General features: G+C 57.3%; 23 protein-coding genes, 2 tRNA genes and 1 pseudogene. 6 read left to right on the top strand and 20 right to left on the bottom strand.

All coding sequences use genetic code 11. The features are described 5' to 3' along the window. Positions 1-46: 46 nt before the first annotated feature. From GWQ22_RS14365 to ruvA, 15 genes are all read right to left on the bottom strand, one after another. Positions 47-122: transfer RNA gene (locus GWQ22_RS14365), tRNA-Val, on the bottom strand. A 30-nt stretch (positions 123-152) separates the two neighbouring features. After that, positions 153-228 (bottom strand) — tRNA-Lys (locus tag GWQ22_RS14360). Between the two features lie 174 nt (positions 229-402). Continuing rightward, positions 403-1197 (bottom strand): tol-pal system protein YbgF, encoded by a 795-nt coding sequence (ybgF, locus tag GWQ22_RS14355; protein ID WP_275930712.1) that lies wholly within the window; start codon positions 1195-1197, stop codon positions 403-405. Between the two features lie 86 nt (positions 1198-1283). Next, positions 1284-1808: a peptidoglycan-associated lipoprotein Pal gene (gene pal / locus GWQ22_RS14350; RefSeq protein ID WP_042036130.1), complete on the bottom strand. Its 525-nt coding sequence runs from the start codon at positions 1806-1808 to the stop codon at positions 1284-1286. 49 nt (positions 1809-1857) lie between these two features. Beyond that, positions 1858-3183 carry a Tol-Pal system beta propeller repeat protein TolB gene (gene tolB, locus GWQ22_RS14345; RefSeq protein WP_042036131.1) on the bottom strand — a complete coding sequence of 442 codons (1326 nt, stop codon included), beginning with the start codon at positions 3181-3183 and terminating at the stop codon, positions 1858-1860. Positions 3184-3265: 82 nt separating this feature from the next. After that, positions 3266-4423, bottom strand: coding sequence for a cell envelope integrity protein TolA (gene tolA, locus GWQ22_RS14340; protein ID WP_275930711.1), 1158 nt, complete (start codon positions 4421-4423; stop codon positions 3266-3268). A 5-nt stretch (positions 4424-4428) separates the two neighbouring features. After that, a complete protein-coding gene (gene tolR, locus GWQ22_RS14335; RefSeq protein ID WP_042036135.1) occupies positions 4429-4875 on the bottom strand; it encodes a protein TolR in 447 nt (148 codons plus the stop codon). Further along, a complete protein-coding gene (tolQ, locus tag GWQ22_RS14330) occupies positions 4875-5564 on the bottom strand; it encodes a protein TolQ (RefSeq protein ID WP_042036136.1) in 690 nt (229 codons plus the stop codon). The genes tolR and tolQ overlap by 1 nt, the downstream gene beginning before the upstream one ends. Further along, the gene (gene ybgC, locus GWQ22_RS14325; RefSeq protein ID WP_042036138.1) at positions 5554-5961 is read right to left on the bottom strand and encodes a tol-pal system-associated acyl-CoA thioesterase; all 408 of its coding nucleotides are present in this window, start codon (positions 5959-5961) and stop codon (positions 5554-5556) included. Before ybgC ends, tolQ begins: the two co-directional genes overlap by 11 nt. Before the next feature lie 105 nt (positions 5962-6066). Then, on the bottom strand, positions 6067-6378 hold the full coding sequence (locus GWQ22_RS14320) for a cyd operon YbgE family protein (protein ID WP_042036139.1): 312 nt from the start codon (positions 6376-6378) through the stop codon (positions 6067-6069). After that, complete coding sequence (cydX, locus tag GWQ22_RS14315) at positions 6365-6481, bottom strand: cytochrome bd-I oxidase subunit CydX (protein WP_042036140.1); 117 nt, start codon at positions 6479-6481, stop codon at positions 6365-6367. Before cydX ends, GWQ22_RS14320 begins: the two co-directional genes overlap by 14 nt. Before the next feature lie 14 nt (positions 6482-6495). Beyond that, positions 6496-7632 (bottom strand): cytochrome d ubiquinol oxidase subunit II, encoded by a 1137-nt coding sequence (cydB, locus tag GWQ22_RS14310; protein WP_275930710.1) that lies wholly within the window; start codon positions 7630-7632, stop codon positions 6496-6498. Positions 7633-7643: 11 nt separating this feature from the next. Further along, positions 7644-9200 (bottom strand): cytochrome ubiquinol oxidase subunit I, encoded by a 1557-nt coding sequence (locus GWQ22_RS14305; RefSeq protein WP_275930709.1) that lies wholly within the window; start codon positions 9198-9200, stop codon positions 7644-7646. Between the two features lie 931 nt (positions 9201-10131). After that, positions 10132-11142 (bottom strand): Holliday junction branch migration DNA helicase RuvB, encoded by a 1011-nt coding sequence (gene ruvB, locus GWQ22_RS14300; RefSeq protein ID WP_042036143.1) that lies wholly within the window; start codon positions 11140-11142, stop codon positions 10132-10134. A gap of 8 nt (positions 11143-11150) precedes the next feature. Further along, the gene (gene ruvA, locus GWQ22_RS14295) at positions 11151-11765 is read right to left on the bottom strand and encodes a Holliday junction branch migration protein RuvA (RefSeq protein ID WP_108536100.1); all 615 of its coding nucleotides are present in this window, start codon (positions 11763-11765) and stop codon (positions 11151-11153) included. Positions 11766-12004: 239 nt separating this feature from the next. Between ruvA and GWQ22_RS14290 the strand changes: the two genes are divergently transcribed. Continuing rightward, positions 12005-14014: a methyl-accepting chemotaxis protein gene (locus GWQ22_RS14290; RefSeq protein ID WP_275930708.1), complete on the top strand. Its 2010-nt coding sequence runs from the start codon at positions 12005-12007 to the stop codon at positions 14012-14014. A gap of 136 nt (positions 14015-14150) precedes the next feature. Then, on the top strand, positions 14151-15875 hold the full coding sequence (locus tag GWQ22_RS14285; RefSeq protein WP_275930707.1) for a proline--tRNA ligase: 1725 nt from the start codon (positions 14151-14153) through the stop codon (positions 15873-15875). 92 nt (positions 15876-15967) lie between these two features. On the opposite strand, the gene GWQ22_RS14280 is transcribed toward GWQ22_RS14285, so the two are convergent. From GWQ22_RS14280 to GWQ22_RS14270, 3 genes are all read right to left on the bottom strand, one after another. Beyond that, positions 15968-16654: an SDR family oxidoreductase gene (locus GWQ22_RS14280; RefSeq protein WP_275930706.1), complete on the bottom strand. Its 687-nt coding sequence runs from the start codon at positions 16652-16654 to the stop codon at positions 15968-15970. Positions 16655-16685: 31 nt separating this feature from the next. Then, positions 16686-17315, bottom strand: a complete 630-nt coding sequence (locus GWQ22_RS14275; RefSeq protein WP_042036216.1) for a TIGR04219 family outer membrane beta-barrel protein — start codon at positions 17313-17315, stop codon at positions 16686-16688. Positions 17316-17407: 92 nt separating this feature from the next. Further along, entirely contained in the window at positions 17408-17848 is a 441-nt protein-coding gene (locus tag GWQ22_RS14270) for a copper chaperone PCu(A)C (protein WP_042036148.1), read from the bottom strand. An 89-nt stretch (positions 17849-17937) separates the two neighbouring features. On the opposite strand from GWQ22_RS14270, the gene GWQ22_RS14265 reads away from it, so the two are divergent. Both GWQ22_RS14265 and GWQ22_RS14260 read left to right on the top strand, forming a co-directional pair. Further along, the gene (locus GWQ22_RS14265; RefSeq protein ID WP_275930705.1) at positions 17938-18687 is read left to right on the top strand and encodes an enoyl-CoA hydratase-related protein; all 750 of its coding nucleotides are present in this window, start codon (positions 17938-17940) and stop codon (positions 18685-18687) included. 93 nt (positions 18688-18780) lie between these two features. Next, positions 18781-19133: pseudogene (locus tag GWQ22_RS14260) on the top strand (antibiotic acetyltransferase); the annotation flags it as partial. Positions 19134-19214: 81 nt separating this feature from the next. Here the strand turns inward: GWQ22_RS14260 and GWQ22_RS14255 are convergent. After that, positions 19215-19922: a ParB-like protein gene (locus GWQ22_RS14255; RefSeq protein ID WP_275930704.1), complete on the bottom strand. Its 708-nt coding sequence runs from the start codon at positions 19920-19922 to the stop codon at positions 19215-19217. 173 nt (positions 19923-20095) lie between these two features. Here GWQ22_RS14255 and GWQ22_RS14250 point away from each other — a divergent pair, with 173 nt between their 5' ends. Continuing rightward, positions 20096-21700, top strand: coding sequence for an ABC transporter substrate-binding protein (locus GWQ22_RS14250; RefSeq protein WP_275930703.1), 1605 nt, complete (start codon positions 20096-20098; stop codon positions 21698-21700). 113 nt (positions 21701-21813) lie between these two features. Beyond that, on the top strand, positions 21814-22113 hold the full coding sequence (locus GWQ22_RS14245) for a hypothetical protein (protein ID WP_042036155.1): 300 nt from the start codon (positions 21814-21816) through the stop codon (positions 22111-22113). 70 nt (positions 22114-22183) lie between these two features. Here GWQ22_RS14245 and GWQ22_RS14240 read toward each other — a convergent pair whose 3' ends face one another. Further along, on the bottom strand, positions 22184-22603 hold the full coding sequence (locus GWQ22_RS14240; RefSeq protein ID WP_212512767.1) for a DUF4426 domain-containing protein: 420 nt from the start codon (positions 22601-22603) through the stop codon (positions 22184-22186). Positions 22604-22615 lie beyond the last annotated feature (12 nt).

The following is a 22615-nucleotide window of genomic DNA, read 5'->3' as shown; positions in this document are numbered from 1 at the left end:
TCTACCGACTGAGCTAACGACCCATCTAAATCATTTTTTTACAAACTGGTGGTCGTTACTGGGATCGAACCAGTGACCCCCTCCTTGTAAGGGAGGTGCTCTCCCAGCTGAGCTAAACGACCTGGGAATTCTGCCTCCACCTAGTGGAGAAATGGTGGGTCGTGCTGGATTCGAACCAGCGACCAATTGATTAAAAGTCAACTGCTCTACCGACTGAGCTAACGACCCTCACCACGACCAGAACCGGCTGCAATACTGCACCTGCCCTGACGGCGGCCTATATTACGGATTTATCATCCTGGCGCAATAGAAAATTCTTAAATTAAATCTGATTGTTCACTGCGCATACAAAGCAGGGCCGTATTTACAAGACTGTTACGAAAACAGTGACATACGGCAATGCTACAACTTGCTCAGACTCTGCTTGGCCAATTGGGCCGGCGAGGTGTTGGGATAGCCCTTGATCACCTGCTCATAGAAGGTCTTGGCTTCCGCTTTCTTGCCATCGAGCTGCGCCAGCATGCCCAGCTTCAGCAGGGCATCTGCCCGCTTGGGGGACTTGCTGAACTTGTTCGCCACGGTAGAGAACTGAGCCGCAGCACCGGTTCTGTCACCCTTGTTGAACAACAGCTGGCCGAGCCAGTAGTGGGCATTCGGTACATAGCCCGAGCTTGGGTACTGCTTGATGAACCCTTCAAAGGCGGGGATGGCCTTGTCGTAGTTCTTGTCCTTCAGCACCATGTTCACGGCCGTATCATAGGCCTGGTTCTCATCCAGATTGGCGGAGTAGTTGGCCACTGCCGCCGGGGCCGCACCGGCCGCCGGTGTGGCGGGGGCGGGCGCAGGCTGACTGTTGGCCACCTTGTCGAGCTCCTGGTAGAGCTGGCGCTGACGCTCTTGCGACTGCTCCATCTGGTAGGTTTGCTGTTCCAGCTGGCCGCGCAGCTCGGAGACCTCCCCTTGCAGGGAATCCACCTGTTGCTGCAACTCGGCCTGCAGGCGCAGGCGGGCATTCAGGGTGCGCTCCAGCAAGGCGACCCTGTCTTCCAGGCTGCCTGTGGGCATAATGGCGCCATTGTTGCCGCTAAGGGCCACGCCACCACCGCCACTGAGATCGCTCACGGGCGCAGCCGCCTGAGCGCTCAGTGCAAATAAAACGGCCATCACAATAGTCGCTTGCTTAGACACGAGCTTCATTCGGAATAAACCTTAGTGTTTAGTGCAAATAAAACGGCCATCGAAATGGCCGCTTGCTTAGACACGAATGTCATTCAGATCAAACCTTAGTAAACCAGAACCGCACGGCGGTTTTTGGCAAAGGCTTCCTCGGTATGAGACAGATCCAGCGGCTTCTCTTCGCCATAGCTGACGATGGACAGCTGCTCAGCCTGCACACCCAGGGTTTGCAGATACTTGGCGACAGCCTTGGCACGACGCTCACCCAGCGCGATGTTGTATTCCGGAGTACCGCGCTCATCGGCGTGGCCTTCGATCAACACCTTGACGGACGGACGCTCACGCAGGTAGCTGGCGTGTGCATCCAGCAGATCAGCGTACTGACCCTGAATGTCATAACCATCAAACGGGAAGTGGATCACGTTGTCGCGTTGCAGTGCTTCGAACTTCTGACGCATCTGCTCTTCCGGGGACAACATGCCATTTGCGCCACCGGTTTGTACACCGCCCATGCCGTCGGTCATGCCTGACTCGGCGCCAGCTGCGTCGGAATCAGAAGAGGAGCTACAAGCGGCCAGGGTGAACAGTGGCAGTGCGATGGCCAAACCCTTGAGCAGTTTATTGAGTTGCATGCTATTTCCTTAAACCTTTATAACAAAACAAAAAACAATCGAATTTTTATCAATTCAAGAAGGGCGACCAAGCTGGTGCACGAATTTCACCGCTACTGGTCGGAAGCACAGCCTTGAAGCGACCATCAGTCGACACCAACGCGAGACTCTTACGACCTTGATAGATGGTGGCATAGATGATCATGCTGCCATTGGGAGCCACACTTGGCGACTCATCCAGAGCACTCTGAGTCAATACCAACATTGCTCCGCTTTCCATATCTTGACGAGCGATGCGATATTGTCCCTGAACCCGGGTCACCATCACCATGGACTTGCCGTCCGGTGTGACAGAGGCACCCTGGTTGGATTCTCCTTCCCAGGTCATCCGGCGAGTGACGCCAGTCGCCAAATTTACGCTATAAATCTGGGGTTTGCCACCACGTTCAGAGGTGAAAATCAAAGTTTGCCCGTCCGGCATCCAGGCCGGTTCAGTGTCGATCACACGGGTATTTGTCACTCTTGTCAGCTGCTTGCTTGCAACATCAATGACATAGATATCAGGCTGACCCTCTTTGGACAACACAATAGCCAATCGACGACCGTCAGGAGACCACTTTGGTGCCCCATTGATGCCACGAAAACTGGAGATCAGGCTGCGCTGCTGGGTGTAGATATCCTGCACATAGATTTCAGACCTCTGGTTCTCAAAGCTCACATACGCCAGCTTGCTACCGTCCGGCGACCAGGATGGCGACATTAGCGGCTCGCGAGAACGCAACAGTGTCTTCTCGTTGTAACCGTCGTAATCGGCAATACGCAGCTGATATGGGAATTGAGTACCGCGCTCGATGGAGACATAGGCGATCCGGGTCAGGAAAGCACCCCGCTCCCCCGTCAGACGCTCATAGACGATGTCAGAGATACGGTGGGCAAACTGGCGCATCTGGGCACCTGGAATGGTCGCCATGCGGCTATCCAGGATGTAACCGTTGCTCTCGCCGCCCTGGGTCTTGGCCAACTGCCCCTTCAGCACGTCGACCAGCTCGAAGTTGACCTTGTAGGTACCGTCACCCACAGCAGCAATGGAACCGACCACCACAGCCTCAACCCCTTGGGACGCCCAGGGCGCGAAGTTGATCTCGCCACTGGAGCTCGGGGTCTGCGGCATCTGGCTACGAGCCAGCGGTTTGAACTTGCCACTGCGCATCAGATCGTTGGAAACCACTTCCGCGATGTCCTGCGGCAGTTGCCCGTTCCCTTCCCACTTGAAGGGGGCGACGGCGATAGGACGTGCGCTATCTATACCGCCGGTGATGACGATGTCCAGGGCCGCCTGGGCACTCTGGCCCAGCAACAAACAGCCAACCAAAGCAAAAAATACTTTTCTGATCATGGCTTAAATACTCGGTTCCAATAAAAATGAGAGGTTAAATTCCTTTCTCAGCAAGACGCTGCCTGACCCCGTTTTATCATGCTTAGATGCTAGGTTCTAACTTGAGGTTGAACTCCTTCAACCTCTCGAATGCCGCAGGATCCTTGGGCACTGGCAGTTGACTGGCCTTCAATACCGCCGCTTTGCCGGAACGACAGACCGCCGGGTCACCCTGACCGCTATCTACCGATATGACAAAGCCGGTGCTGGCAAGACGTACGCCGATAGTACATGTTTTACCCCGCATGGTGGGATCCAAAATCATGTAACGCTCGACCGTTGCCTTGATCAAGGCGGCATATTTATCAACCTCGCCCTGCGCCTGCGCCGATGCAGCCTGACTGCGGGCATTCGCCTCAGCCGACAGCTGCTGCTGCATCATGTCTTCCATATCTTTTTGCAGTTTGGCCTCTTCAGCCGCCTTGCGCTTGCGCTCCGCCGCGATCTTGGCTTGCTTGTCAGCCTCGGCCTTGGCCTTCTTCTCTGCGTCAGCTTTTGCCTTCTTGGCGGCCTCTTCCTTGGCTTTCTTGTCCGCTTCAGCCTTGGCCTGTTTCTCGGCCTCTGCCTTGGCTTTTTTGTCCGCCTCGGCTTTGGCTTTCTTCTCAGCCTCCTGCTTGGCCTTCTTGTCGGCTTCCGCTTTCTTGGCTGCCTCCGCCTTGGCCTGCTTCTGTTCGGCCTCTTGCTTCTCTTCCTGTTCCTTTTTCTTCTTCAGCGCCAGCGCCTTGCTCTCAGCCTCTGCCGCCTTGCGCTCAGATTCCGCCTTCTTGGTTTTCTGCTCTTCCAGCTTGCGGGCTTCCTCAGCTTTCAGGGCCTTCTCTTTCGCCTGCTTCTGCTCGGCGACCTGCTTCTGCTTTTCGGCCTCCGCCTTGCGGGTTGCCTCTTCGGCTTCCTTGCGCTTGGTTTCGGCGATGCGCTGCCGCTCCTGCTGCTGGGCCAGCTCGCGCTTGGCGATATCCGTGTCTTCCTTGTCCTTCTCTTTCTCTACCTTCTGAGGCTTGGGCTGAGATTTCTGCTGCTGGATCTGCTTGGCCTGCTCGTTGAGGAAGTTCTCGTCGAGCATGACGGCATTGACGATCTGTCCCTTCGACTCGGGCCGCTTCGGTTTGCTGAAGTCGACCCCGACCAGCAAAATGATGCCGATGATCAGGTGCAGCAGTAACGACGCGATGAGATAACCGGAAATACCACGCTTCACGTCCATCTCCGTCAGTTCACCGGATCTGTCATCAGGCCAACCTGAGGCACGCCCGCATTTTTGAGGGCGACCATCAGCAGGATCACTTCTTCGTAGCGCACGGACTTGTCACCGGCCACCACCACAGGGGCATTCTGGTTGATGGCCAGATACCCCATGGCTTTCTCGGTGATGTATTGCTGCATCGCCTCGGGCGTACCGCTCGGCACCGGCTCATCGTCGGCCTCACCGGCCTTGATGACGTACTCGCCTTCGGTATTGACGCTGACGATGAAGGGGGGCTTGGCATCTTCCGGCAACTGCTCGGATTCCGCCTGCGGCAGGTCAACCTTGACCCCTTGCGTGATCACAGGCGTCACCGCCATGAAGATGATAAGCAGCACCAGCATGACGTCGATATAGGGAACCACGTTGATCTCGCACACCTTCTTGCGCCGGATCCGCTGATAGGTTTGCATTACTGATCACCCTGCTGCTGTGCAATTTGACGGTTCAGTATGGTGGTGAACTCGTCCATGAAGTTGGCGTAGGCGTTCTCCAGCTTCTCTACTTTGTTGGTAAACCGGTTATAGAAAATAACCGCAGGAATGGCCGCGAACAGGCCCATGGCGGTGGCGATCAGCGCCTCTGCGATACCCGGGGCCACCATCTGCAGGGTAGCCTGCTGCACCTGACCCAAGGCGATAAAGGCGTTCATGATGCCCCATACGGTACCAAACAGACCTATGTAAGGGCTGATGGAGCCGACGGTCGCCAGCACTGGCAAGTTGGACTCCAACTCGTCCACCGCGCGGGAAAGAGATACCCGCATAGCACGGTAGGTACCATCCATCACCGCATCCTGACCACGAGCGCCAGCCTTGAGCAGGCGAGCATACTCCTTGAAGCCGGAGTAGAAGATGTCCTCCATGCCTTCGATGTCATCGCGGCGAGAAGAGGACTCCTGATAGAGACGGTTAAGGTCGACCCCGGACCAGAATCTATCCTCAAACTGCTCCGATGCGATATTGGCCGCCTTGATGACCTTGGAGCGTTGGAAGATCAGCGCCCAAGAGACAACCGACATCCCCATCAGGGTCATCATGACCAGTTTTACCAACAGGCTGGCTTGCCAAAACAGGCCAATAAACGAAATTTCAGCGTGCACTTAACAGCACTCCCTTCACATTTTCAGGTATTGCAACAGGTTTCATATGCGGATGACTGACACAGGCTATCTGTACCATGGCCTGGGTGATCAGTCGTCCATCAGCCGCCAGTATCCGTTGTGAGAAGCGCAGGGATGCACGTTTCACTTCAGTCACTTGCGTTAACACAGTCAAAAGCTCATTAAAACGGGCCGCCGAGCGGAAATCGATCTCTGTTCGACTCACCACAAACGCGTGTCCGTCACGCAGCAGAACATCCTGTTCGATGCCACCGGCGCGCAGAAACTCGGTGCGAGCACGTTCCATAAACTTGAGATAATTGGCGTTGTAGACGATGCCTCCGGCATCGGTGTCTTCGTAGTAGACACGCACCGGAAACTCAGAGACTTCACCCATAGCAATCTGTGATCCATTCGGCAGTCAGATGGGGGGCTATCATAGCGCAGGGCTGAATAGGAAAGAAGCAGGGGGAGGCAGGGAAATCCTGCCTCCCCCCGTTTTTTATGAAAGGAAATAGCCTTGAGTCAACCAGAGCCCATATAACAAACTGGGCCAGGCGAGCCAGGGGCAAAACAGTACGCGGCCTATGAGGCTGTGGGGATGAAATCCCAGCCCGTGCATCACGCCGCAACAGACCGCCCACATCAGCCAGGGAGCAAGCCAGAGGCCGTGTTCACTGGTGTTGGCAGCGACCAAGTCAGGGGCCTGTAAAATGGCGACCGCCAACAGGGCTGCCGCTACCAGCATCAACCCCTGCCAGGGTTGGCGCTCTAGCGGAGCGGCCAACCGGGCGAGTCGATCACTTGTGTTCATCGATCTGACGATCCATGTTCTCGGTGTGTTCCAGCCAGAGCGCATTGATGATGCCAAACGCACAAGCCAGCAGCAGACCCAGGAACCAGGTGAAATACCACATATCAGGACTCCTTCTTAGTAGAGCGATTGTTGGTTGTCTTCGATGTGCTTGCTGGTCACCCGACCAAACATCTTGATGTAAGTCCAGATGGTATAGGCCAGCACAATCGGTACCAAGATAGCTGCCACTACGGTCATCACTTGCAAGGTGTTGAACGATGCAGTGGCATCCCACATGGTCAGGCTCAGTGAGGGCTCAAGACTGGAGGGCATCACGAACGGGAACATGGAGAAACCTGCGGTCAGGATCACACCGGTAACCGCCAGCGATGAACTGGTAAATGCTACCCAGCCTTTATTCAGCTTGGCAAACAATGCCGTCAACAGGCTCATGGAGAGACCCAGTACTGGCGCGACTATCATCCAGGGGTAAAGGGTGTAGTTGTTCATCCAGGCACCAGCCTCACGCACCACTTCCTTGTTCATGGGATTGGAAACGGCATCGGTTGCAGCAGCCTTGACCACCACATAGCCCTCCATGCCACTTACCCAGAAACCGGCCAGACCAAACAGGACCAGAGTCAGCAGGGAGCAGATCATGGCAGCGGTGCGGGAGCGGGCCAGCACTTCACCGTCGGTCTTCATCATCAACCAGGTAGCGCCCTGGGTAAGCAACATGAACAAGCTCACCAGACCGGCCAGAATGCCAAACGGATTAAGCAGGCCAAAGAAGTTGCCATGATAGGTCAACATCATGAACTGATTAAACTCGAACGGAACCCCTTGCAGCAGATTGCCAAATGCCACACCAAAGATGATAGGCGGCACGGCGCTACCGACGAATAAGGCCCGATCCCAGTTGTCGCGCCATCTGGCATCAGCACGCAGAGAACGGTACTTCAAGCCAACCGGACGCAAGAACAACGCCATCAGGGTCAGCATCATGGCGATGTAGAAGCCGGAGAAGGTCGCGGCATACACCATTGGCCATGCCGCGAACAAGGCAGCACCGGCAGTGACCAGCCAAACCTGATTGCCTTCCCAGTGCGGGCCCATGGTGTTGAGCATCACGCGACGCTCCACATCCTTCTTGCCGACGAAGGGGAGCAGTGCGCCTACCCCCATGTCGAAGCCATCGGTGATGGCGAAACCAATCAGCAACACGCCGACCAGAGCCCACCAGATGACACGCAGTGTTTCGTAATCAAACATGGTCGCTCTCCTTATGCCTTGAGTTGTTCAAAGTGATACTTGCCAGTCTTCAGGCTGCTGGGGCCAAGACGGGCATACTTGAACATCAAGTACATCTCGATAACCAGAAGTACGGTATAGAACAGGAAGATCCCGATCAGGGAGAACCAGATCTCGGACGCAGACACGTTGGATACGGAGAGGGACGTTGGCAGTACCTCAGCAATGGTCCACGGTTGACGACCATACTCGGCGACAAACCAGCCCGCCTCGCTGGCGATCCAAGGTAAAGGTATGCCCCACAACAGGGCTTTGAGCAGCCACTTGCGCTCACCGATACGGTGACGGGCACTGTCATAGAAGGCCAGACCGATCAACACCAGCAGCACCATGCCGCAGGCAACCATGATGCGGAAAGCGAAGAACAGCGGCAGCACCCGTGGGATGGAGTCATCCACGGCGGCCTGGATCTGTTCGTCAGTCGCATCGATCACATTACTGGTGTGGAGCTTGAGCAGCAGACCGTAGCCCAGATCCTGCTTCACTTCATCGAAGCGAGCGCGGGTGTCTTCAGACTTGTCACCTGATTGCAGCTTGGTCAACAGATCGTAAGCAGTCATACCATTGCGTATACGCAACTCATGCTCGTTCTTCAGATCTCTCAGACCCGTTACCTGACCATCCAGCGAACGAGTAGCAATAATACCCAGCGCAAAAGGGATCTTGATGGCGAAGTCGGTACGCATCTTTTCCTGATTCGGAATACCGAACAGGGTAAATGCGGCCGGAGCCGGCTCAGTATCCCACTCAGCTTCGATAGCAGCCAGTTTCACCCTCTGTACTTCACCGGTCTGGTAACCGGATTCGTCACCCAGGATCACCACTGACACGATGGAAGCCATGCCAAAGGCGGCTGCAATGGCAAAGGAGCGACGGGCAAACGCCACATCACGATTCTTGAGCAGGTAGTAGGAAGAGATACCCAGCACAAACATGGCGCCCGTGGTATAGCCCGCCGCGACCGTGTGGACAAACTTGACCTGAGCGACCGGGTTGAACACCACGTCGGCGAAGCTCACCATCTCCATCCGCATGGATTCGAAGTTGAACTCGGCACCGACCGGGTTCTGCATCCAGCCGTTGGCAACCAGGATCCAGAGAGCGGAGAGGTTGGTCCCCAGCGCCATCAACCAGGTTGCAGCCAGATGCTGATGCTTGCTCAGACGATCCCAGCCAAAGAAGAACATACCGACGAAGGTGGACTCCAGGAAGAAGGCCATCAGCCCTTCGATAGCCAGCGGGGCCCCGAAGATATCGCCGACATAATGGGAGTAATAAGCCCAGTTAGTCCCGAACTGGAACTCCATGGCCAGGCCTGTGGTTACCCCCAAGGCAAAGTTGATACCAAACAACTTACCCCAGAATTTGGTCATATCCCGGTAGATGGTGTTGTTGGTCATCACATAGACAGATTCCATGATCGCCAGGATAAAGGCCAATCCCAGCGTCAGGGGTACAAACAAAAAGTGATAAAGGGCCGTCGCAGCGAACTGGAACCGCGATAGGTCTACCACATGCTCAGCAATCATGATGTTTCCTCACCGATTATTGGCACGGCTATTTTAAGTATAAGGACAAAGCTTCCGTTGGAAGTCCCCGAATTATCGGTCACGCTCCAGTTTGCACTGAAGACCGGCTTCGATCGCCACCCACATTAACAACAAGGCAATAAACAGGAACAAAAAAAGCTAATGATTAACAATTGCAAAACAATCAGGCTTGCTTTATTCCCGCTCACAATGACCGGTGTTTTATATCACCTTTATTTGATTGAAATCAATGTAAAACCATCATCAATACATGCCTTTCAAAGGAACTTTTACGTCACGCTTCATTTAATTTGGAGAGCTGCGTCACAAAAAACACCAAATCGCAAATCATTGATTTAAATCAAATTTAATATCAACTTCAATAAGTGAAGCTTCTGTTAAAAAACAGCACTCAAGCAGATTTTCATAATGTTTATCTACTCTTGGATACTCGCCGCCAAACCCAATTAAAATTCAGTAAATCAATATGTTTATGCAAGCAAAACACTCCAGCACTTGATTAGTTAATCTAATCCATACTTGGTAATTTTTCTTGTTTGTCCGAGTCCGATATACCTCCTACAATGTGTCTCGCAGTGAGGGCATACCTTGGGTACAGGCCGGTCAATCTGGGTTTTTGGTACGTATACGACGCTCATTTCGAACCTGTCTATTGGAATGTAAGATGAAAAAGTTTGTTGCTACAACCATCCGTTACTACAAGCTTTCGTTCGTTCAGCTCTATCAAATGAATCGACTCTGAGGCCTCGCGACGGCTCCTCTGTTTCTTCCGGTCTGCGTCCAGACGCACTCACTGTCTGTGAACATCCATCCTGAATTGTCTTTGCCCACCGCCTGTGCCGTGGGCTTTTTTATGCCCAGATAACAAAAAACCGCCCTTGATGGCGGTTTTTTGTTCAAACAGCTATTTTCACCTTTCATCTGGCCGTTGCAGGCCAAAATGTGCATAAGCTCTTGGTGTCGCCATCCGCCCTCTAGGTGTACGTTGCAGGTAACCCTGCTGGATCAAATAAGGCTCCAGCACATCCTCGATGGTATCTTTTTCTTCACCGATAGCCGCCGCCAGGTTATCGAGCCCCACAGGGCCCCCCATAAACTTGTCTATGAGAGCCAACAATAGCTTGCGGTCCATAAAGTCGAAGCCTTCATTGTCCACGTCCAACATATCCATGGCTCGGGCCGCTATGGGTCCGTCAATCCGGCCATCAGACTTAACCTGGGCAAAGTCGCGCACGCGACGCAACAGACGGTTGGCAATTCGCGGAGTACCGCGAGAGCGTCGAGCCAATTCCAGGGCGCCGTCATTGGTCATCTCCAGCCCCAGGCAACGGGCGCTGCGAGAAACGATATCGGTCAGATCCTTGACGTTATAGAACTCCAGCCGCTGCACTATGCCGAAACGATCCCGCAGCGGGCTGGTCAGGGAGCCGGCCCGGGTCGTGGCACCGATCAGGGTAAAGGGAGGCAAATCGAGCTTGATGGAGCGGGCGGCAGGGCCTTCCCCTATCATGATGTCGAGCTGGTAATCTTCCATCGCCGGATAGAGCACCTCCTCCACCACCGGGCTCAGCCGGTGAATTTCATCGATAAACAAAACGTCGTTTGGTTCTAGGTTGGTTAGCAGCGCCGCCAGATCGCCGGCTTTTTCCAGCACTGGGCCCGAGGTGGTCTTGATGTTGACCCCCATCTCGTTGGCGACGATGTTCGCGAGCGTGGTCTTGCCCAGACCTGGCGGGCCGAAGATCAGCAGGTGATCAAGTGCCTCACCACGCTGGCGCGCCGCCTCAATGAAGATCTCCATCTGCTCGCAGACGGGATCCTGACCGGTATAATCGGCCAGCATCTTTGGCCGTATGGCCCGATCAATGACCTCATCCTCACGCACACCAGTGGCAGAGATGAGACGGTCCGCTTCAATCATTGCCTACCTCACACCAGACTACGCAGGGATTCACGGATGATATCCTCAACCGACATCCCATCGATGGCTATCTTGCTGACGATCTGGCTGGCCTGCTGCGGCTTGTAGCCCAGAGCCACCAGCGCGCTGGCAGCCTCTTCGCTCGCATCGGGCGCCCGCAGCTGGCTCTCCTTGGCTGGCAGGCTGATCTCGGCCGGCGAGAAGAGATCGTGGCTAACCCAGCCCTTGAGCCTGTCCTTCATCTCCACCACCAGCCGCTCGGCAGTCTTCTTGCCCACACCAGGCAATTTGACCAGCGAGCTTATCTCCTCGCGCTCGACACTCAGCACGAACTGGGTGGCTGTCATGCCGGAGAGGATAGCCAACGCCAGCTTGGGGCCGACGCCGTTGGTCTTGATCAGCTCGCGAAACAACGCCCGCTCCTGCTTGTGATTGAAGCCATACAGCAGCTGGGCATCTTCACGCACCACAAAGTGGATGTGAATGGTCGCTTCCTTGCCGATCTCGGGCAGATCATAGAAGCAGCTCATGGGCATCTGTACCTCATAGCCCACGCCCCCGACTTCCAGCAGCACCTCGGGGGGTTGTTTCTCAATGACTACGCCTCTCAAGCGACCAATCACGACTCTCTCCTCGCCAAACCATCTATCTGTAAATTGGGTCATAGCATAAAGAATAACTGGATAAGTATCCAGCATAGGGCAGCGATGGATGACAGAGGATTCTCGGTATTCTGACGCTTTCGGAGCCATGCTTGGATCGGATCTGGGCAGTAACTTTATTTTCCACCGGGAATGGCGAATCTTGGCCATTGATGGAACACTCAATTGGGTTTGTTCGGAACCAAGGAAGGTCTTGCATCATGAAAATTGTCACTACATCAAATCTGGGGCTGACTATCCTGCTCGGTTGCACACTGGGCATGGGAGCAATCGGCTGGTATGGCAGCCAACGGCTGGCTGATCTGCTCTCCTATGTATTGGGCGCCGCCTGGCAGACTGCCGATGGCGCCATGGAGGGATCCATAGATCTGGGCAACCAGTCCCTTTATATCCAGAAAATGCTCAGAGGCATGCCGCTCGACGAGCCCGAGCTGCAACGAGCCAGAGAGGCCGCCACAGATGCCCTGCGCCGGGTGGGTGAAGGCAGGCTCATTGATGAGACGGCGATCAGCACCATGAACCAGCGCCAGCAGGATTATCAACAACAGCAGGACAAGCTGCTGACGCTCTATAGCACCTATACCAGCGTCGACAAGGCGCTGCGTGCCAGCTCGGAGCGCATGTCCCGCCTCTCCACCCAGCTGGAAGTGGTCGGCGATGGCGCAGTCGAGAGTCTCACTCAGGCGCCGGATCAGGCCATCAGCTGGAATGGTGGTCTCGCCACGCGCTGGCATGCGGCCGACGGCGGCATGGAGGCCAACATCGGCTTCCTGCGCCAGCTCTATGCGCTGGAGAAGATGCAAAGCGAAGGCCCGACCCCTGCCATCCAGGCCGAGTTGAAGGAGGCGACCAGCTTCTATCAGGGGGCGGTTGACGGCATGCTGGCCACAGGGCTGTTCGATATCCCCGGCGAGGGGGAATTTGCCGGCCAGTCGCTAGCGGTGCAATACCGGGCTCTGCAGGCCGACAATCAGCAGCTGATGAGCCAGTGGATTGCAGCCCTGAGCGATTACCAGCGCCAGCTGGTGCAATACGAGAGCAGTGCCGAACAGCTCAAGCAGGTGCTGATCGAGGTCGAGGCCAAGGGGGATGCCACGGTCGAGGATCAAGTAAATCAGCTCAATACCATCATCGGCCATACCAGGACCCTTATCCTGGGGGGTATGGTCCTGAGCCTGCTGATCGTCGCCCTTTGCGGTTTCTGGCTGGTTCGCGCCATAGTCAGGCCCCTGTTGCAAGTCAATCAGCGGATGCAAGACATAGCTGCTGGCGAGGGTGATCTCAACGCGCGGATCAATCTCAAGCGAGACGATGAGATAGGCTCGCTGGCAGGCAGTGTGGACCGCTTCATCGAGAAGCTGCAGAAGATGATCAGCTCCACCATGGACAACAACCAGCACATCAGCGACCACGTGCACACCTCGGTCAACCGGGTCGAGGCCATCAGCCAGAGCAGCCGCCAGACCGCCGAGCATGCTCAGGCGCTGCACCACGACAGCGAGCAGATGGTGCAGGTCGCCACCTCCATTTCGGATAATTGCAGAGTGGCGGCGCAAAACGCCAATGAGGTACGCCAGCTCACCGCCGAGAGCAGTCAATACGTCACCTCTGCCAGCAACGGTATGCAACGTGTCGTGGTGGAGGTGGGCGAGTGCGCCAACGCCATCAACGCCCTCAAAGAACAGGCGAGCCAGATTGGCCAGATCATCTCCACCATCAGCAGCATCTCGGAGCAGACCAACCTGCTGGCGCTCAACGCCGCCATCGAGGCGGCCCGGGCCGGCGAGATGGGCCGGGGCTTTGCCGTGGTAGCCGACGAGGTGCGCACTCTGGCCAACCGTACCGCTTCCTCCAGTGCCGAGATCACCGAGGTGATCAACAGCATTCAACAGCAGACCGAGAAAGCCTACCTGATGATGCAACGCAACCTGAAAACCGTGAAGTCGGGCATGCAGGATTCTGACAACACCAAGCAGATCCTGTTCAAGGTGGAAGAGGCCATCGACCATCTGGCTGACATGGTCCAGCAGGTGGCAGATGCCACTGGTCAGCTCTCCCACACCCTGAGCAATACCTCGGGCAAGGTCTCCGGCATCAGCCTGCAAGCCCAGACAGGTGAGCAGGAGGCGCAGGAGTGCCTGCAACTCGCCTCCTCCCTGCATCAGGCCAGCCTGCTGCAACAGCGACTGCTGTCGCAATTTAGGGTCTGACACGGGCGGGGGCACGGCCCCCGCTTTCTCCCGCTGCGCTAAATTTAGCCCTTGGGCCGCAGGGCCCTCCCTGTTAAAATTCCGCTCTTGAATTTATCCAGGGCCCCGCGGCCCGTCTTATCTAAGGTCACGAGCGATGCGTACCAGCCAATATCTGCTTTCCACTCTCAAGGAAACCCCGTCCGACGCCGAAGTCGTCAGCCATCAGCTGATGCTGCGCGCTGGCATGATCCGTAAACTGGCCTCCGGCATGTATGCCTGGCTGCCGTCCGGCCTGCGGGTACTGAAAAAGATCGAGAACATTGTTCGCGAAGAGATGAACAATGCTGGTGCCATCGAAGTCTCTATGCCGGTGGTACAACCCGCCGAGCTGTGGCAAGAGTCCGGCCGCTGGGATGACTACGGTCCCGAGCTGTGCCGTCTGACCGACCGCCACAACCGCCCCTTCGTGCTGGGCCCGACCCACGAAGAGGTGATCACCTCGCTGGTTCGCTACGAAGTGAACAGCTACAAGCAGTTGCCGCTCAACCTCTACCAGATCCAGACCAAGTTCCGCGACGAAGTGCGCCCCCGTTTCGGCGTGATGCGTGGCCGTGAATTCCTGATGAAGGATGCCTACTCCTTCCATATCGACAAGGAATCCCTGGTCGATACCTACGAGAAGATGCACGCCGCCTACTGCAAGGCGTTCACCCGCATGGGTCTGAACTTCCGTCCGGTGCAGGCCGATACCGGCTCCATCGGTGGTACCGGTTCCCACGAATTCCAGGTGCTGGCCGAGAGCGGTGAAGACTTGATCGCCTTCTCCGATACATCAGATTACGCCGCCAACATCGAGATGGCCGAAGCGCTGGCACCCGCTGGTGAGCGCGCTGCCGCCACCGCAGCCCTGACCAAGGTCGCTACCCCGGCCGTTCACACCATAGACGAAGTCGCCGCCTTCCTGAGCGTGGCGCCAACCACCATTGCCAAGACCCTGCTGGTACTGGCAGAGGAAGATGAGCACGGCAAGCAGGCGGTCATCGCGCTGGTACTGCGTGGCGACCACGAGCTGAACGAGCTCAAGGCCGAGAAGCTCTCTGGTGTCGCCAACCCGCTGACCTTCGCCAACGATGAGCAGATTAAAGCTGCCGCCGGTTGCGATGCGGGCTCCATCGGTCCGGTCGGCTTCAATGGTCGTGTTATTGCCGATCGCAGCGCCGCCCATCTGGCGGACTTCGTCTGCGGCGCCAACGAGACCGGCTTCCACCTGACCGGTGCCAACTGGGATCGCGACATCGCTACCTATGAGGTTGCCGACCTGCGCAACGTGGTGGAAGGCGACCCGAGCCCATGCGGCCAGGGCAAGCTGCTGCTCAAACGCGGTATCGAAGTGGGCCACATATTCCAGCTGGGTACCAAGTACTCCGAAGCCATGAAGGCGAGCGTGCTGAACGAAGGCGGCAAGTCCGTCACCATGGAGATGGGTTGCTACGGTATCGGGGTTTCCCGTCTGGTGGCCGCCGCCATCGAGCAGAACAACGACCAGTACGGCATCATCTGGCCGGACGCCATCGCTCCGTTCGAAGTGGCCATAGTGCCGATGAACATGCACAAGTCCGAGCGCGTGGCCGAGCAGGCACAGCAGTTCTACGCCGAGCTGAAAGCCGCCGGTGTCGATGTGCTGTTCGACGACCGTAAAGAGCGCCCGGGCGTGATGTTCGCCGACATGGAGCTGCTGGGTGTGCCGCACGCCATCGTCATCGGCGATCGTGGTCTGGACAACGGCGTGGTGGAGTACAAGTGCCGCCGCTCCGGCGAGAAGCAGGAAGTGGCCATTGGCGAGATTATCGCCATGCTCAAGGCCAAGCTGGGCCGTTAATCCCCCCCTTGCCGCCATAAAAAAGCGCGCCATTTGGCGCGCTTTTTGTTTCTGCTTTCTCTGACAACCGCAACCGAATGACGGGCATCACCTCAGGGATTGCGACCGATAAAGAGGTCAGTCACGTGGCAGCTGCTTCTCGCCTCCAGCGCATCGAGCATATAGGCCGCTGCATCTTCCGGGGTCATGAAACCACTGGGATCCACGTGATCCGAGTTGTCCCAAAATTCGCTGCGGACCCCGCTCGGGTAGAGGTTGACCAGCCGCAGCGGCGAGCCTTTCAGCTCGGTGCGCAACGACTCCAGAAAGCCGCGCATCCCCCATTTTGAGGCGCAATAGAGGCTCTCATTGGCCTTGCCCACCTGAGCGGCGGAGGAGAGCACATTGGCCAGCACCCCGCCTTTCTCGCCGATGAGCCGCACCGTCTGTTGTGCCACCAAAATGGTGGAGATGAGATTGCTCTCCACCACCCTACGGATCTGCTCGGCGGTGTAGACACCAACCGGGCCAAACTCGCCGACCCCGGCACAGTGGATCACCATGTCGGGCAGGCCGCCCCACTCCACCGCAGCGGCGAAGGCGACGTCGACCTCTTCATGGTGCGCCAGATCGGCGACGATGCCGATCACCGCGCTGCCGAGCCGTTGCTCCTGCTCCTGCTCCTGCAGTCGCTGATAACGGCGCCCCATCATGGATACCTGATGGCCCCGCTCAACCAGCCCGATGGTCAGCGCCCGGCCGAGACCGGAACCTGCACCTGTCACTATGATGTGGCCCATTATCGCTCCTCGTCGTCAGCTGACGGCCAGATTAGAAAGTGAATTCGCAGCCCATGAACCAGCCATCAATCCGCTGATCAACGCGATCGAAGTCCATGCTCGCCTCACGCCAACCGGCCTGTACCTTAAGGGGAGCAGAAGCAAACTTGTAGGAGCCACCCAGACGGTAGTCATAGTTGTCGGCATCCTGCACACGGGCATCGCCGAAGGCGGCAAAGCCGGTACCTGGGATGCGCACTTCGGCACCCGTGTAAGCCATCAACACATCCTTGTCATAGGAGTAGTGCTGGGTGTTGAAATCGCCATCGTAACGACGACCGGTCAGACCCAGGTCGATCTGGAACAGGTCGTTGTTGAACAGGCGATAGTAGAGGCTCAGGTCATAGGCCATCAGATCGTTGTTGAGGGCGCCGCCGCTGGTACCGAAATCGGACATCTCGAACTTGGCGTTGGGCAGCAGAATGATGCCGTGCTCCAGTTGCAGGTAGCCGCTCCAGTTGTAGTTCTCGTCATAGCTGCCGTTGGCCCCGACACCGTTGATCTGGCCGCTGCCCTGCGCGTTCCATACATCGATACCGGCAGCAATACGCCAGTCATCAGCAGCCATGGCAGCCTGGCTGAACAGGGCCAGCACACAACCGGCAATCAAGGTCTTCTTCATCATGTCACTCTCTTATGGACTGGAAAGGCCATCATTTTACCCAGTGCGACGGGAATACACAGTGTAAAAAACTGAACACACGTCCATTAATGTCAGTGCTGCATGCCTGCCATGGGTTCAATCGGCTTCACTGGCAGGCTCAATTCCAGCTTCTGGCCGTCATCCATGGTCAGGGTCAACGGGAAGGGCGTGCCCTGAAACAGCTCGCGCACCTCGAACAGCATGATGTGAAAGCTGCCGGGTTTGAGTGCCACTTCCCCTTTTGCTGGCACCTCTATGCTCTCGACCTGACGCATCTTCATGACCCCGTTCTCGTGCAGATGGGTATGCAGCTCGGCTCGGCCCACCTCGGACGAAGTGGCGGCGACCAGCTTCACCGGCTTGTCAGCGTCATTTTTGAGCACCAGAAAGGCGGCGGTATTGGGAGATCCGGGTGGCAGCAGACGCACATAGCCATCGACGGCCTCGACCTTGGCCAGAGCAGGCGCAGCCAGACCCAGGGCGATCAGGGAATAAAACGCACGTTTAAACATGGTTGAAATCCTTTTATGATGTTGTTAAACGTCGTGAAGATTACTGCAGCAGTAAGCTTTTGACAGCCTGTGATAACAAGGATTTAGACATGGACCTCATTATCGTTGCCGAGCAGCAGGATGGCTTGCTCACCCTGACCCTCAATCGCCCCGCCAAGCGCAACGCCCTCAATACCGAGATGTATCTCGCCCTCACCGCGGCATTACGCCGAGCGACACAAAATGACACCGTGCATGTGCTACTGATACAAGGGCAGTGCGATTGCTTCACCGCTGGCAATGATCTGGCCGACTTTATGGGCAAATTCAGCCTGGATGCCGACGATCCCATTTTGCAGTTCCTGCACACCCTGGCGGATTTTCCCAAACCCGTCATAGCCGCGGTCGGTGGCCCTGCCGTCGGCATAGGCACCACCCTGCTGCTGCACTGTGATCTTGTCTATCTGGCGGACAACGCACGGTTGCAACTGCCGTTCGTCGAACTGGGGCTGGTGCCGGAGTTTGCCTCCAGCCTGCTCTTGCCACGTACCGTGGGCCATCTGAAGGCGGCCGAGCTATTGCTGCTGGCCGAGGCCATCGATGCAGAGGAGGCGCAGCGGCTCGGGCTTGCCAACCGGGTGGTCGCCGCCGATACGTTGCTCACTTTTGCCCGCGAGCAGGGATTAAAGCTGGCAGCCAAACCGCCCAAGGCCCTGCAAAAGAGTAAGGCGCTGCTGAAACAGGAGCTCAAACAGGCGGTGCACTTCGTCATCGATCTGGAGGCGCGCGCCTTCTCCCTCGCCCTGCAGGGGGAAGAGGCGCAACAGCGGATCGCGCAGAGGCTCAAACCCAGAGGTTAACCCTCAGCTGAGGCGAAAACGGCCGCGCAGCGCGCAGCCCGGCAGCAATCCGGCTCACTGATGAGCGCTCTACATTCCAGGTTAGGGCGCTGGGGCAACCACACTCACAGCCCGGCCTTCATCAGCACCTGTCCGTTTGCTGACCTGGATGCCCTCAAGCGCAGCTAACGCCCCGCCGGTGATCACCGAATCGGCCATGATGTCTGGATAGGAATGGAAGCCATGATAATGCCAGGCGTCACTATCTGGGTGGCACCATTATCGCCGCCCGTAGCCTGGTCGCGCGGGACGAACCGCCCTACCGCATGGTGACAGGCACGTCACGCCAGCGCTTTGGCTCGGACGGCATAGCCCGGCCACAGGCGCTGACCTGGTGGGACTGGCCCGATGAACAAGTACAAGCCCTGCTGCCGCAGATCCAGCAAAGAGAGGTGGCCTTGCTGGACGTTGGCAAACAACCGAGCAGACGTAACAACACCAGAACGGGGGATTTGCACCCCCGCTCTGGCTACTGGCTTGGCGCTTGCTCAGCTGCCACTGCGCGACTGATTGACCCGGCACTGCTTGCCGGGATAGCCGGGTAGCTCCTCCGCCTTGCTGCTGCATGCCAGCCGCTTGGCCTGATGGAGACGATCCGCCAGATTGGCGTCATCGACCGGCAACCAGTCCATCTGCTGGCCGAGCCAGCTGGCCCAGGCGAACTCGACGAAATAGACCTGATCCCGCTTGTCGACATAGCCCGCATCCTGCAGCAAGCCCGCCACGGTCCGGTAGGGATAATCCGGCAGATCGCCGATATGGGCGGGCAGCTGCTCGGGGGTCAGCGGCAACCCCTTCTCATCCTTGAGCCAGGCCCAGTGATTGCCCTGCATCTGGCTCCAGAAGCTGGACGTGTCCTGCAGGCGGGCGATCACCTTGACCCTGGCCTGCTTCACACCCGACTGCCACAACGCCTTGGTGAGGTGATGCCTGTCCACCAGCCAGTAACCACCATCGGGGGCGATGACGATGGGGATCTCTTTCTTTTTCATCAACTTGTCGAGTTGCTTGGCGCTCTTGCCTGCAAGCTCTGCCTGGGTATTGTCGACCTGGATCTGGCCAACTCCGCCCTGGGTCGGGTGCAGCTGATCAATGTTTACCTCGCACCAGCTGCCGACCGGACTCTCACGCTCACAAGGCACCAGCGCCCAGGCGCCCTGACTGATGGCCAGGGCCAGCAGGATCCATGTTCTCATCGTTCACTCCTCTCCCCCTGACAGCGGGTCAATTAAGGTTCCACACCGTCCCTGAAATAATGGGACTCATACTGGTAGTCTGACCAGCAAACGGGATATCATGATTTCCCATCTGTCGGCGATCATTTCTCGCCAAGTTTTCTCCCCGCTTCACACTATTTGAAGGATTAGCCATGAAAGGATGGAGTCCCTTGTTGGCCCTGCTGGGCTGTGCCTGTATCCAGGCAGCCGATGTTCCACCCGGCACTCAACTCGCAGCCGAGCAGGCCGTCGTGCGTCATCTGAAGGATGAACCGGCGAGCCTGAGCCCGCTCAAACTGGTCGGCCTGCCCGAACTGCAGGTATTGCGGGATCTCTACGAGGGGCTGTTGACCCAGGGGCCGGACGGCAAGGTGCTGCCTGGCGTAGCAGCGAGCTGGGACAACAAGGACAATCAGCAGTTTACCTTCCATCTGCGACCGGATGCACACTGGTCCAACGGTGACAAGGTCAAGGCCGCCGACTTCGTCTACGGCTGGCGCAAACTGGTTGATCCGAAAGAGGCCGCGACCTTCGCCTGGTTTGCCCAGCTGGCCCGCTTCGACAAGGTGGACGAGATAGTGGCCGGCAAGCTGGCCCCCAGTGAGCTTGGGGTCAAGGCCCTCGATGAGCACACACTGCAGGTGACCCTCTCCCAGCCTGTACCCTATTTCCTGAGCCTGCTGACCCACCCCAGTCTGTCGCCACTGCATCAGGCCAGCATGGAGCAATATGGCAACCAGTGGACCCAGCCAGGCAAGCTGGTCGGCAACGGCGCCTTCGTGCTGAGCCACCGGGTGGTGAACGAGAGGCTGGAGCTGACCCCCAATCCCCATTACTGGGACAGGGCCCATACAGTGCTGACCCGGGTTACCTTCGTGCCCATCAACCAGGAAACCGCCGCCACCAACCGCTACCTGGCCGGGGATCTGCACATCACGGAATCCTTCCCCAAGGAGCAATATCACAAGCTGATGCAGCAGATCCCGGGTGAGGTCTATACCCCGGATCAACTCGGCACCTACTACTACGCCTTCAACACCCAGCTGCCACCGCTGAACGATGTGAGGGTGCGCAAAGCGCTCTCCTACACCATCGACCGCGACCTCATCGCCGCCAAGGTGCTGGGCACCGGCGAGAAACCGGCCTATCGCTTCACCCCGGACGTGGTGGCCGGTTTCGAGCCCAAGGCCAACCTGCTCTCCAGCAGCAACCAGCAGACGCTGGATGAGAAGGCCAAAGCGCTGCTCAAGGAGGCTGGCTATGGCCCAGACAAGCCGCTCAAGCTGACACTGCTCTACAACACGGCGGAAATTCACAAGAAGATGGCGCTGGCCATCGCCAACCTCTGGAAACAGAAACTGGGTGCCCAGGTCGAGCTCACCAATCAGGAGTGGAAAACTTATCTCGACAGCCGCCAGAGCGGCCAGTTCGAGGTGATCCGCTCTTCCTGGGTGGCCGATTATAACGACCCCTCCGCCTTCCTAGGTCTGTGGGGCTCCCACCACAGCGGCAACATGGCTCGCTTCGCCAACGCCGGCTACGATGCCCTGCTGACCAGGGCGGCAAGCAGCCAGGATCCCCGCGAGCGGGCCCAGCTGTTTGACCAGGCCGAAACCATATTGCAGGATGAAGCGCCGATCACGCCCATCTATCAGTACACCAATGCCCGGCTCATCAAGCCCTGGCTCAAGGGCTACCCCATCAACAACCCGGAGGACGTGGCCTACAGCCGCCAACTCTACCTCATCAAGCACTGATCCTGCCCGGGGCTGGCCACTCGTCGGCCCCGCTTCCCCTCTGTTCATGCTCACGTTTTCGGCATAAAATACTGCCCTTCACCCTCTCCCCACCCTCTTGTCGTCGGTTTGTTATGCGCTATGTATTGATGATCACCCTGTTGATGACACTGCCCGCCCAAGCGGCCAGCGAGTCACAATGCCGTCAGGCCTTCATCGACTGGATGCTGGCCCAGCAAAAACAGTTCAGTGATCGCAAGGCTAGCAAGATGGAGCGGCGCAGCGCCGAGCGGGCCATCGATCAGGTGCGTGACGAGCTTGCCAGGCAGGAGAGCTTCTGCCAGGCCATGGAGTGGGTGAAGCACAACCGGGATCAGGATCCTCGCTTCACCCCGCGAACGGGCGAGATCCACGACTTTGCACCGGCCAGCTGACGCCACATCATGAAAAAAGCCCCGAACCTGAGTTCGGGGCTTCTTCTATTCGGTAATCAGGGCAACAGCCTCAGTCGACGTAGAAGGTCTGCTGGAAGGTGAGCGTCTGTTGCTGCCCCTCCCCCATGATCTTCAGGGTGAACTGGTAGGTATCCTCATTGCGATAGGGCAGCACCGCCAGATAGTAGATGGCGTCCCCCTCCTTGACCTCCTGGAAGGTCAGAGTACGTAGGGTACCGGTGAGGTTCTTGGCCTCACCCGTGATACCCACCGCCTGCGCCACGCCCTGCTTGTTTTGCACAGCGATATTGATGATGCCGTTGTAGCGACTGCGTTCCAGACCGTAGGCCTTGGCCACGTCCGGAGTGAGGAAGCTGGAGTTGAAGGCACTGTAGTGTACCCGCCAGGGGCCCAGCTCCTTCATCTGCTCCGCCCGCAGCGGCAAGGTCATCAGCAGTGCCAGCAGGCAGCTTATCCAGGCTGTTTTCATGGTGTCATCCTT

This window comes from Aeromonas sp. 1HA1 (assembly GCF_029237385.1).
GTDB lineage: Bacteria > Pseudomonadota > Gammaproteobacteria > Enterobacterales > Aeromonadaceae > Aeromonas > Aeromonas popoffii.
The sequence above is the reverse complement of the archived record's forward strand: the minus strand, read 5'-3'. Positions and strand labels throughout refer to the sequence as shown.